The organism is Marivirga arenosa (genome assembly GCF_030503875.2).
GTDB lineage: Bacteria > Bacteroidota > Bacteroidia > Cytophagales > Cyclobacteriaceae > Marivirga > Marivirga arenosa.
The window spans coordinates 320418-332126 of record NZ_CP129968.2; the positions used below are offsets into that span (position 1 = coordinate 320418).

An 11709-nucleotide genomic window follows, 5' to 3' on the forward strand; every position below is an offset into this window, starting at 1 on the left:
GATCATCAACCAATTTAAAATGGTGGATAACGTATTTATATTAATCAAGCATCAAAATTGCTTTCTGCCTACTGAAAACGGTTATCGGTCGATTATAAAGTATTCTTATTATTTCTTGTATAAATTTACACTTCATGTTTAAATTATTATACCATATCCTATTTTGGGGCCTATCCTTTTTGCTTTGTTCATTCTTGATGAGCTATAACAATAATTGGAATGAGGCATTTTTACTTTCTTCTATTTACATGCCGATAACCATTGGATTAGCATATACTATTTCTTACTACCTTATTCCACAGTTTTTACTAAAGGGTAAAAAATTTAGGTTTGCGCTTTACTCAATATATACTTTCATAATTGCAGAATTTATAACTCTAACACTTAATACCATCATTTTCATTTTTATTGCCAATTATCAATATGACTTGATGCCTCCTGCCACTCAGGATTTTGCCATATTAAATACTGTTTTATTTCTTATTGTCATGCTTTTTTTAGCCATTACTAGTATCGATAAATGGCGAGCAACTGATACAGAAAAGAATGAAGCATTGAAAAACATGGCTGAGGCAGAATTGAAATTTTTAAAAAGCCAACTGAATCCACATTTCTTATTCAATACCATGAATAACTTATATGCTTTAAGCCTTAAAAAATCAGATAAAGCACCAGAACTTATATTAAGGCTAAGTGCATTACTGGAATATATATTAGAGAATAGTAAAAAGAACTTAGTTAGATTATCAGATGAGGTTAAGGTTTTGGAAGACTATATCTATATAGAGAGTTTTAGGTTTGGAGACCGATTAAAAATACATCAAGAATTGAATGTTGGAAATCAAAATGAGATTCAAATTCCACCACTTCTACTTATCACCTTGATGGAAAACTGTTTTAAACACGGTGGGAAAAATAATTCTGATGAATTAATTATTAATTACATGATTGAAGTGATTGAGTCTAAGATTAAAATTTCTTTTTCTAATAATTTCGTCAGTTCAGAATCAAATTCTCAAGCAATTGGACTAAAAAATATTAAAAGTCAATTGGCTTATTTATACAAAAGTCATTACAAAATGAACCATATGATAACTGGTAAAATTTTTAAGATCGAAATAGAACTGCCATGTCAATGAAAAAGTGGAAATGTGTAATAGCAGATGACGAGCCTTTAGCTCGTGAATTAATTAGCGATTATACTGATAAAGTCCCTTTCCTTGAACTTAAGGGAGTTTTTAAAGATGCTTGGGAAGTACGAGAGTTTCTAAAAAGTAATAAAGTAGATTTACTATTTTTGGATATAGAAATGCCTGGTTTAGATGGTCTTACATTTATAAAAAGTAATCCAACTAGACCGAAAGTCATTTTCATAACAGCCCATAGAAAATACGCAGTTGATGCATTTGAAGTAAAAGCTATTGATTACTTATTAAAGCCCATATCCTTCGAAAGATTTCTAAAAGCTGTAAATGAATTAGATAATGAAGCAGAAATAAAGCAGACAAAAGATCATATATTCATAACCCATGAAAGACAGCAAGTAAAACTCATGCTTTCTGATATAAAATATATAGAAGCAAGAGGAGACTATTTAAAGTTCTATCTGGAAAGTCTAAAGCCTATTTTAACAAAAATGACTTTAAAAACATTGATAGAGGAATTACCCGAATCATTTATTCAAATTCACCGCTCTTTTGTAATTAATCAGGATAAAATAATGGCCTACCAAAAAGAGAAGGTTAAAGTTGGTGAAGATTGGCTGACTATTTCAAGATCTTTCAAAAAGGATTTGAATTTGGGTGATTAGTAAATTCCATTTTATACAAGCAACTTCTGGAAGAAATAGCGGGTCTATTAATTGAGCTAAAATTGTTTAAAATGAAAAAAGCTATCCCATTTTCGTTGTTCTTACTTTTATTTATTGCTTGTGAAAAGGAATTTGAACCCCCATTCGATAATCAAAAATTTTATGATTATCATGAAACGCAAAACTGGAATTCTGAGGACTTCAAAAGCGAGCTTATAGGGGAATGGCAATTGATATATCAATATTGCTGTTCGGAAGCAACTTCTGCAGCTTGGGCTGATGTTCGAGAAGAGGAGTATGTTCTAAATATTGGTGTAGATTCTATTCAGGTATATCGAAAAGGAGAGTTAGCAAGCACTACTTTCTGGGAACTGGAAACGCGAGGTGAAACCGCATTTTATCTTAATTCAGAAGTAGGAATTGAAAACACTTTCGGTACAATATATCTCAATAAAGAATATTTGCTCTTTAATGGTTCTCCATCTGATGGGTCTGATTCATATTATGAAAGAATTAAGTAACCATTTTGTGATATTGAAGTTGATGTAGAAAATTCAACTTATGAAAACTATTGCAATAACAGGTGCTACTTCCGGGATTGGCCTTGCTACTTCTGAAGCATTACTTGAAAAAGGAAATAAACTATTCTTTCTAGTGAGGAATGTAGATAAAGCTAAAAATATTATTTCTGATTGGAAGCAAAAAGAAAACGTTAGCATCATTGAATGTGATTTGGCTGATCTAAAGTCCGTAAAGAAAGCATCACAAACATTATTAGAAAAAACTGATCATTTAGACGTATTAATTAATAATGCTGGTGGTACCTTTCAAGAAAGAAAAGAGAGCAAAGATGGATTTGAACTACATTTGGCAGTAAATCATTTGGGTCACTTCCTTTTAACTAAGCAGATATTTACTCTACTTGAGAAAAGTAATACTAAGGTGATCAACGTGAGCTCAGAAGCTCATCGTGCGGCTAAACCTGACTGGTCAGATCTTAATTTAAAAAACAAATATTCAGCCATATTGGGTTATGCAAATGCAAAACTCTACAATATCCTATTCACAAAATCATTAGTTGATAAAGGAATAAGCTCCTATGCTTTGCATCCTGGCGTAATTAATTCAGGTTTTGGTGATTCTTTGCCAAGTGTACTTAAAATCATGTGGAATTTAGGAAAGCCTTTTATGAAGACAACACGTGAAGGAGCCTCCACCTCTATTTACTTAGCCACTAATGAATTGTCGGCTGATAAAAACGGTGAATATTTTAAAGATAAAAAGGTGAAAAAAGCGACTTCATTAGCAAATAGTTCTGCGGCTAGAGAACGTTTGTGGGAAGAAAGCGAAAAAATGATTGCCAGCCTTTAAAATATCCTGATGCAGACGGGCTAAAACTAAAAGGAAATAATTAACTTAAAATTTACTTATTTCAATCAGTATGAGGCCTCCATTTTATGTCTTACCTATAATTGTTTTTTCACAGTTCTGCTGTACTTCTTTATGGTTTGCAGGAAATGCCATAATGCCCGAATTAATAGCCGATTTCAGCTTACCTATTACCGCACTAGGAAGCCTAACCTCAGCTGTGCAGTTTGGCTTTATTTTGGGCACACTGGTTTTCGCTATCTTTTCTATTTCCGACAGCTTTTCCCCCACCAAAGTGTTTTTCGTTTGCGCTGTTTTAGGAGCCCTTTTTAATTTAGGTGTGATTTGGGATAATAATAATTTCAATTCACTATTACTTTTTCGTTTTTTAACTGGCTTTTTCCTCGCAGGTATTTATCCGGTAGGAATGAAAATTGCATCAGATTATTTTGAAAAAGGATTAGGAAAATCTTTAGGGTTTTTAGTTGGGGCTTTAGTATTAGGAACCGCTTTTCCTCATCTATTAAATTTATTCACACAAGATATTCAATGGGAATTCGTCCTATATTTCACTTCATCATTAGCTTTCGTTGGAGGGTTGCTCATGTTCTTTTTAGCCGATGGCCCCAACCGCAAAAAGGTTCAAAAACCTGATTTCACAGCCTTTTTTCAAGTGTTTAAAAAGAAAGAATTTAGGGCTTCTGCCTTCGGTTATTTTGGGCACATGTGGGAACTATATGCCTTCTGGGCTTTTATCCCTATATTTCTTGGCGTCTATCAAGGTTTCCATAAAACCGTAGAATTCAACATTTCTTTAATGTCATTTATAATTATTGGTGTTGGAGGTATAGCATGTATATCCGGTGGATATATTTCAGAAAGCTTGGGAACTAAAAAAACAGCTGCATGGTCTCTATCCTTATCTGGCCTATGTTGTCTAATTTCGCCAATAGCAGTTATGTATTTCAATCCCGCACTTTTCATTGGGTTTTTAATTTTCTGGGGAATGGTAGTAATAGCTGACTCTCCTCTTTTTTCAACCTTAGTCGCTACTCATGCACCTGCTGAAAATAAAGGTACTGCATTAACCATTGTAAATTCAATCGGATTTGCCATTACTATCATAAGCATTCAATTATTAAATATTCTAAGAATAGAGCTGAGGCCAGAATACTTGTTTAGTATTTTAGCTATAGGGCCAGTTTCAGGTTTGTATTTTCTAAATTCTAAAAACCCATTGAAGGCTAGATGAATTTATTAAATAGATTTTAAACGCTAACCAACCATTTTGCTTACTAAGAGTATACTTAATAATATATAAACTTCAATAATGGATATCAATTTAGCAGTACTAATAGATGGGGATAACATTCCTTCGGCCAATGTGAAAGAAATGATGGAGGAAATTGCTAAATACGGTAATCCTACCATTAAAAGAATTTATGGGGATTGGACTAAGCCTAATTTAAGTAAGTGGAAAAACTTACTGTTGGAAAATGCCATCACACCCATACAGCAATATGGCTACACCACTGGGAAAAATGCTACTGATTCGGCCATGATCATAGATGCAATGGATATCTTATATTCCGAAAAAGTAGATGGCTTTTGCTTGGTTTCCAGTGATAGTGATTTTACCCGATTGGCTACCAGGCTCCGAGAGGCAGGCATGAAAGTTTATGGAATTGGAGAAAAGAAAACCCCTAATCCATTTATAGTAGCTTGTGATAAGTTTATTTATATAGAAATATTAAATACCCAACCTGAAGAAAAAGAAGCTAGTTCTGATAAATCAAAACCTAATGTTGATAAAATTACTCAAAAAGACATTAAACTGATATCAAGTACCATTTCCGATTTAGCTGATGATGACGGATGGGCATTCTTGGGTGATGTCGGTAACTTATTGCAGAAGAAACAACCTAATTTTGATTCGAGAAACTATGGTTATCCTAAACTTACCCCTCTTATCAAATCCATTAAAAATTTTGAGATCGAGGAGCGCATAGGAAATAAAAATAATCTGAAACTAGTTTATGTTCGACTTAAAAAAAAGCAGAAATAGCTCTTTAGTTAATCTCCTTTAATTTCTCTTTATATACTTCCACCACAGATTTAACTTTTTCAATTTCAGAATATAATGAATCTATGGAGTTTTTAAGATTTTCTAAAGTTTGAACATACTGTGTAGAGTCATTTCTCAATTCTTTTAGCTCTTGTTCGTATTCTAAAATCTTTTCATTTGTGCGCTCATAATTTTTTTGATTTTTACGTTCATCCCTTTTAAGATCCTCAAATTCTTTACTTAGATAAGTTGCCGCTTGTTCCGACTCATCTATTTTCTTTTGAGCTAAATCCGTCCTCATTTTTAGGTTGAAATTATATACAAACTCCTCAACTGCTTTTTGTAGCTCTGGGTAGATCTCTTTTGGAATGCCTTGTGGGTCAATCCCCATCCACAACACACTTTTTTCGGTATTTCCTGTAATTTGACTAAAAATCAAGACCTCCTCCACATAAATATCTGTTCGGAATGTAGTTTGATAGGTCTTATGGTTTTGAGTATCTTCACTTCTACCAAAATCCTTGGCGTATTCTTTCCAGCTATTCTGAGCTTTTTCCTTAGAAAAAGGTAAATCAACTTCATATCCTTCAACATCTACACCTAACAAATTATGAGCACTGCCGACCGTTTGATATTGTGCAAATAAGGGACTGATGCTGAAAAGCAAAATGAACGGTAATAAGATTCCTTTTAACATATCAATAAGATTCTTTTTGATTGCAAACGTAAATATAAACATAATGGTGTAGCTATTTATGTTATTCCATAACCAATAATCAGGCCTAATATTATTTTACTGAGCCGATTCCCAACTAATTTGCTTAGCAGTAGTTAAAAAGATAGAACTTATGAATATGAAAAATATATTAATAACCGGTGGCTCTGGACTTGTAGGAACTGAACTTTCTGCTCTATTAAAATCTAAGGGATATGAAGTTGCCCATTTAACAAGGAGCATAAAGAAAAACTATCCTTATCAACAGTTTGAATGGAATATAGGAAAGCAGCAAATTGATGAAAAGGCTTTCGAGTTTGCCGATGTGATTATCCATTTAGCTGGTGCTGGAGTAGCTGACAAACGTTGGACAGAGGAGCGTAAAAAAGTAATTATTGAAAGCAGAACGAAATCTGCTCAACTTCTATTCGATAAAATTCAAGCTAATCCTGAATATGCACCTAAACATTTGATAAGCGCAAGTGCTATTGGCTATTATGGTATGAACACTGGTGATAAATGGGTAGATGAAGACTCTGAAGTTGGCAATGATTTCTTAGCTGATGTAACCAAAAAATGGGAAGCTTCTGTAGATCAATTTGAAGCATTGAATATTCCAGTTGCTAAAATCAGAATAGGAATTGTCTTAACAGATAAAGGCGGAGCATTACCACAATTAGCTCAGCCCATCAAATTATTTGCCGGTGCACCCTTAGGTTCAGGAAAGCAATGGATGAGCTGGATCCACATCGATGACTTAACAAGGCTATTTTTACACAGTTTAAAAAATAAATTAACTGGAGTATATAATGGCGTTGGAGAAAATCCAAATACGAATAAAGAAGTAACACGGGCAGTTGCAAAAGTTTTAAATAAACCTTTGGTTCTGCCAAATGTGCCTGCTTTTGCGATGAAATTATTATTAGGCGAAATGGCTCAAATGGTTTTGGGAGGTAATAAGGTAAGTGCGAAAAAAACGCTTCAGTCAGGATTTGAATTTAAGTTTGAAAAGTTGGATGAGGCATTAGAGGATATTTATAAGGCCTCCTAGCCGCAGCCCCCTAACCCCCAAAAGGGGATTTCTCTCTCCGATTTAGATTAGTAACAAATGATAAGTTTCATCTCTTTTAACGTAAATTTCTTAGCGAAGAAACTAATTAAAATGCAAATGTTTTTCTGTGAGTATTCCCCCTTTGGGGGCTAGGGGGCTACAAAAACACCCAAAAACTCAAGATCAATACCCCCCATAAAATACCTAAAAAATGCCATCCTTTAATCAGCAATTCATATTTTAAGTGCCAAAAGGGATTAGTTTCTGCTATTAAATATTTTACTGGATCTTTAGAAATGGAGTGGGTTTGAAAAATCAAAAACCCTAAATAGGTGTGAGCCGCTAAAAAGTGAGCAGCATGTAAAGCAGTAAGTACATATAAAAAAGAAGCAGAAACATGAGACGAAAATAATACATCTGATTCTCTAAGCATTTTCCAACCTAAGAACTGGCAAAGTGCAAAACCTAAGCCGAGAAAAAATGTAACCCTCAGCGCCATTAACAAAGACGATATTTCTTGGGCTTTGAATAATTTATGAATTGGGTGAATCATAAAACTTGAGGCAGCAATCAATATTGTACTAAGTGTAAAAACAGCCGGTAATTCTATTTCTTTATTTCCCTCATTTCCAAGACTCATAAAAAATGAGAACAATAAAAAAAAGAAAATTAAAGTGCTTCCAAATAAACTTAGAATAAATATCATTTTATAGGGGTGCATCTTTTCAACCCTTTCAAAAAATGATAATTCTTTAACTTTTGTTTTCTTATCCATTTAACACAAAATTTAGGCTATCAAGCAATCCTTAAACCATTTTCCACACTTTTATCAACTCCTAGCAAACTGACTCTGTCATCATCTACCGCTCCTAGAACCAAACATTCGCTCATGAAGTTCGCTATCTGTTTTGGAGGAAAGTTTAATACTGCAACCACCTTTTTACCAATTAATTCTTCTAACTCATATAAAACAGTTATTTGAGCTGAGGATTTCCTGATTCCATACTCTCCAAAATCAACCCATAATTTGTAAGCAGGCCTCATTGCTTCCGAGAATTCTTCAGCTCTTAGTATTGACCCAACTCGCATTTCTATTTTAGAAAAATCCTCCCAGCCAATTGTTTTATCATTCTCATTCATAACTGAATAGCCTCCGTTTTGGTTATTTTTTAGTTAATTTTTTCTGTGGTCTTCGAACTATGCGCCTTTCCGGCTAGTTTGTTTTACCTTTGCAAGATACACTAACGAAATTCTTGCGTAAAAGTCAGCGCAACATTTAAATAAGAATAGCTTTGAAGATAAAGGACTTTCTAAAATTATATAAAGATGATGCTATCATGCAAACCATGATGGCTTCCCTTAAACCTAATGAAAATCAAACAATCCACCTGAAGGGTTTAGTAGGAAGTTTGGATGCAATAGCCGTAGCAGTATCGCACCAGATTAATCATCAAAACCAACTCATCATTTTGCACGATAAGGAGGAAGCGGCTTACTTCCAAAATGATTTACAAAATTTATTAGACTTCAAAGAGCCGCTGCTTTTTCCCACTTCTTATAAAAGAGCTTATCAGTTTGATGAGACTGAAAACGCTAACGTTTTAATGAGAGCGGAAATTCTGAATAGAATTAATAACAAATCCTCCACAGGTGAAATTATTGTTACCTATCCGGAAGCGCTTTCAGAGAAAGTGATTAATAAAAAGTCACTAAAATCGAATACTTTCACAGCAAAAGTTGGAGAATCATTAGATGTTGAATTCATAGCAGAGCTTTTGCAAACCTACGATTTCGAACCAACCGACTTCGTTTACGAACCTGGCCAGTATGCCATAAGAGGGGGTATTATTGATATTTTTTCCTATGCTAGCGATGAGCCTTATAGAATTGAACTTTTCGGAAATGAAATTGACAGCATTCGAACTTTTGATGTTGCCTCACAATTGTCGATCGACCCTATAAAACAGATTAATATTATTCCGAATGTACAAACTAAATTACTGGAAGAAACACGAGAGTCTTTATTAGATTATATTCCTAATAACACTAAAGTGTGGTTCAAAGACTACAAGCAAACTCTGGATGTTATCCAGCAGTATTTTGATAAGGCATCTCATTCTTTTCAGGAAATTCTTGATAGCACTCATCAAACACAAGTGGTTTTAGAACCCCATATGTTATTTGAAACGCAGGAAAGTTTTGAAAAAGGACTTGAAAAATACATTAAAGTAGAATTCGGAAACCGCTTTTATTCAAAAGCAGATCAGCAATTTGAATATCAGGCAAAACCTCAACCTTCTTTTAATAAGAATTTTGACTTAATTGCTGAAAACCTTTCAAGCAATCAGGAAGCCGGTTTAATCAATATCATTTCTTCAGAATCTATAACTCAAACGGAAAGGCTCAAAAATATCTTTGAAGAAATCGATCCATTTATAAAATTTCAGTCACTTCCTCACACCTTAAGGGCCGGCTTTGTAGATGATCAATTAAAGCTCGCTTGCTATACCGACCACCAGATTTTCGAAAGGTTTTACCGTTATAAAACCAAGGATAAGCAGAGTAAATCAAAAGCGATTACCATCCGGGAGCTCAAAAATTTGCAACCGGGTGATTTTGTAACCCACATAGATTACGGAGTTGGCCGCTTTGCCGGAATGGATAAAGTGGACAATAACGGAAAGAAACAGGAAGTAATTCGTTTAATCTACAGAGATAATGATTTACTGTATGTGAGTATTCATGCGCTGCATAAAATTTCGAAATATAGTGGTAAAGAAGGCAGCACCCCATCCATTAGTAAATTAGGTTCTCCTGAATGGGAAAACAAAAAGAAAAAAGCCAAGAAGCAGGTTAAAGATATTGCTAAAGATCTTATTGAGCTTTATGCAAAAAGGAAATCTGCTCCAGGTTTTGGGTGTAAAGAAGATAGCTTTTTACAAGCTGAGTTAGAGTCTTCATTTATCTATGAAGATACTCCTGATCAAGCAAAATCTACTGCCGATGTAAAAGCAGATATGGAGCAAGAACACCCTATGGATAGGTTGGTTTGTGGAGATGTGGGTTTTGGTAAAACTGAAGTTGCTATTAGAGCAGCTTTTAAGGCGGTTGACAATCAAAAACAAGTTGCTGTTTTAGTGCCTACTACCATTTTGGCTATGCAGCATTTCAGAACTTTTGCTGAACGCCTAGAAAAAATGCCGGTTACGGTTGAGTACATTAACCGTTTTAGAACCACTAAACAAATCAAAGATATTCTAAAGCGAACTGCTGAAGGAAAAGTGGATATTTTGATTGGTACGCACCGAATCGTAAATAAAGATGTAAAGTTTAAAGATCTTGGTCTACTTATTATTGATGAAGAGCAAAAATTTGGCGTTTCAGTGAAAGATAAGCTCAAGGAGTTTAGAGTAAATGTTGATGTATTAACGCTAACCGCTACTCCTATTCCTAGAACTTTACATTTTAGTTTGATGGGGGCTCGGGATTTGAGTGTTATTCAAACTCCTCCACCTAATCGCCAGCCTGTCACCACAGAATTGCATACTTTCAATGAAGAAAAATTAAGAGATGCCATTTCCTTTGAATTACAAAGAGGCGGACAAGTTTTCTTTGTTCACAATAGAGTGGGTGATATTGAACAGGTCGGCAACATCATTTTAAAACTAGTTCCTGATGCCAGAATTGGGGTGGCCCATGGTCAAATGGATGGCCCAAAACTTGAGAAAGTGATGATGCGCTTCATTGAGGGTGAATATGATGTGTTAGTTTCTACCAATATCATTGAATCCGGATTGGATATTCCGAACGCCAACACTATTATCATTAATCATGCACATATGTTTGGTATGTCTGATTTACACCAGATGCGTGGTCGTGTAGGGCGTTCAAATAAAAAGGCTTTTTGTTATCTTTTGACTCCCCCTACTATTGGTTTGAGTTCGGATTCCCGAAAAAGGCTTACTACTTTGGAAGAATTCTCTGATTTAGGAGATGGCTTTAAAGTGGCGATGCGAGATTTGGATATCCGTGGAGCAGGTAATATGTTAGGGGCTGAGCAAAGTGGTTTTATCACAGATCTTGGGTTTGATATGTATCATAAGATATTAGATGATGCAGTAGCGGAGCTGAAGCAGACTCACTTTGCTGATCTTTTCAAGGATGAATTAGCGAAAAAAGCAGAGATTATTGCCCAGGATTGCACGATTGAAACAGACTTAGAAATTCTCATCCCTGAGGATTATGTAGAAAACATAACAGAAAGGTTAAGTCTGTATTCACAATTGGATAATATTAAAAACGAAGAAGAGTTAGGCGTTTTTGAAAGATCAATGGAAGATCGTTTTGGCAAAATACCTGCAGTAGTTTATGATTTAATTGAAACGGTTAGAATAAGATGGAAGGCCGAAAAGCTTGGCTTTGAAAAGTTGTTGATCAAAAATGGTAGTCTAAAAGCTTATTTTGTTTCCGCCGATAATGAAAAATATTTTAAATCAGACATCTTTGGTAGAATATTAACCTTTGTTCAAATGCATGGTAAACAATGCAAAATGAAAGATTATAAAGGCAGACCGATTCTAAAAATTCAAGATATTGAAAATATTGAGCAGGCTAAAGCGATAATTTTTGACATGGCTGGAGAAGAAGTGGAAGCGGCTTAGTTTATATTTATAAAATTGGTTGATAAAATGTTACACAGC

The 11709-nt window shown here is 34.5% G+C and carries 11 protein-coding genes; 8 read left to right on the top strand and 3 right to left on the bottom strand.

Annotation, left to right across the window (positions count from 1 at the left end):
• Positions 1–134 precede the first annotated feature (134 nt).
• The 6 genes from QYS47_RS01410 to QYS47_RS01435 all read left to right on the top strand — a co-directional run bounded on the left by QYS47_RS01410 (position 135) and on the right by QYS47_RS01435 (position 5243).
• A complete protein-coding gene (locus QYS47_RS01410) occupies positions 135–1139 on the top strand; it encodes a sensor histidine kinase (RefSeq protein WP_322347452.1) in 1005 nt (334 codons plus the stop codon).
• Positions 1136–1810, top strand: a complete 675-nt coding sequence (locus QYS47_RS01415) for a LytR/AlgR family response regulator transcription factor (protein WP_322347453.1) — start codon at positions 1136–1138, stop codon at positions 1808–1810. The genes QYS47_RS01410 and QYS47_RS01415 overlap by 4 nt, the downstream gene beginning before the upstream one ends.
• Before the next feature lie 71 nt (positions 1811–1881).
• Entirely contained in the window at positions 1882–2331 is a 450-nt protein-coding gene (locus QYS47_RS01420) for a hypothetical protein (protein WP_322347454.1), read from the top strand.
• A gap of 40 nt (positions 2332–2371) precedes the next feature.
• Positions 2372–3181 carry an SDR family NAD(P)-dependent oxidoreductase gene (locus tag QYS47_RS01425; protein WP_322347455.1) on the top strand — a complete coding sequence of 270 codons (810 nt, stop codon included), beginning with the start codon at positions 2372–2374 and terminating at the stop codon, positions 3179–3181.
• 154 nt (positions 3182–3335) lie between these two features.
• The gene (locus QYS47_RS01430) at positions 3336–4430 is read left to right on the top strand and encodes an MFS transporter (protein WP_322348410.1); all 1095 of its coding nucleotides are present in this window, start codon (positions 3336–3338) and stop codon (positions 4428–4430) included.
• Positions 4431–4508: 78 nt separating this feature from the next.
• Positions 4509–5243, top strand: a complete 735-nt coding sequence (locus tag QYS47_RS01435) for an NYN domain-containing protein (RefSeq protein ID WP_308358117.1) — start codon at positions 4509–4511, stop codon at positions 5241–5243.
• A gap of 4 nt (positions 5244–5247) precedes the next feature.
• Here QYS47_RS01435 and QYS47_RS01440 read toward each other — a convergent pair whose 3' ends face one another.
• The gene (locus tag QYS47_RS01440; protein WP_322347456.1) at positions 5248–5940 is read right to left on the bottom strand and encodes a hypothetical protein; all 693 of its coding nucleotides are present in this window, start codon (positions 5938–5940) and stop codon (positions 5248–5250) included.
• A 157-nt stretch (positions 5941–6097) separates the two neighbouring features.
• Here QYS47_RS01440 and QYS47_RS01445 point away from each other — a divergent pair, with 157 nt between their 5' ends.
• A complete protein-coding gene (locus tag QYS47_RS01445; RefSeq protein WP_322347457.1) occupies positions 6098–7009 on the top strand; it encodes a TIGR01777 family oxidoreductase in 912 nt (303 codons plus the stop codon).
• A gap of 157 nt (positions 7010–7166) precedes the next feature.
• On the opposite strand, the gene QYS47_RS01450 is transcribed toward QYS47_RS01445, so the two are convergent.
• Both QYS47_RS01450 and QYS47_RS01455 read right to left on the bottom strand, forming a co-directional pair.
• Positions 7167–7784: a hypothetical protein gene (locus tag QYS47_RS01450; protein WP_308358114.1), complete on the bottom strand. Its 618-nt coding sequence runs from the start codon at positions 7782–7784 to the stop codon at positions 7167–7169.
• 20 nt (positions 7785–7804) lie between these two features.
• On the bottom strand, positions 7805–8149 hold the full coding sequence (locus QYS47_RS01455; RefSeq protein ID WP_308358113.1) for a tRNA-binding protein: 345 nt from the start codon (positions 8147–8149) through the stop codon (positions 7805–7807).
• Positions 8150–8301: 152 nt separating this feature from the next.
• Between QYS47_RS01455 and mfd the strand changes: the two genes are divergently transcribed.
• A complete protein-coding gene (gene mfd, locus QYS47_RS01460) occupies positions 8302–11670 on the top strand; it encodes a transcription-repair coupling factor (RefSeq protein ID WP_322347458.1) in 3369 nt (1122 codons plus the stop codon).
• Positions 11671–11709 lie beyond the last annotated feature (39 nt).

Coding starts and splice junctions, on each gene's coding strand:
- QYS47_RS01410 (WP_322347452.1), top strand. CDS start 135: ATGTTTAAATTATTATACCATATCCTATTTTGGGGCCTATCCTTTTTG.
- QYS47_RS01415 (WP_322347453.1), top strand. CDS start 1,136: ATGAAAAAGTGGAAATGTGTAATAGCAGATGACGAGCCTTTAGCTCGT.
- QYS47_RS01420 (WP_322347454.1), top strand. CDS start 1,882: ATGAAAAAAGCTATCCCATTTTCGTTGTTCTTACTTTTATTTATTGCT.
- QYS47_RS01425 (WP_322347455.1), top strand. CDS start 2,372: ATGAAAACTATTGCAATAACAGGTGCTACTTCCGGGATTGGCCTTGCT.
- QYS47_RS01430 (WP_322348410.1), top strand. CDS start 3,336: ATGCCCGAATTAATAGCCGATTTCAGCTTACCTATTACCGCACTAGGA.
- QYS47_RS01435 (WP_308358117.1), top strand. CDS start 4,509: ATGGATATCAATTTAGCAGTACTAATAGATGGGGATAACATTCCTTCG.
- QYS47_RS01440 (WP_322347456.1), bottom strand. CDS start 5,940: ATGTTAAAAGGAATCTTATTACCGTTCATTTTGCTTTTCAGCATCAGT.
- QYS47_RS01445 (WP_322347457.1), top strand. CDS start 6,098: ATGAAAAATATATTAATAACCGGTGGCTCTGGACTTGTAGGAACTGAA.
- QYS47_RS01450 (WP_308358114.1), bottom strand. CDS start 7,784: ATGGATAAGAAAACAAAAGTTAAAGAATTATCATTTTTTGAAAGGGTT.
- QYS47_RS01455 (WP_308358113.1), bottom strand. CDS start 8,149: ATGAATGAGAATGATAAAACAATTGGCTGGGAGGATTTTTCTAAAATA.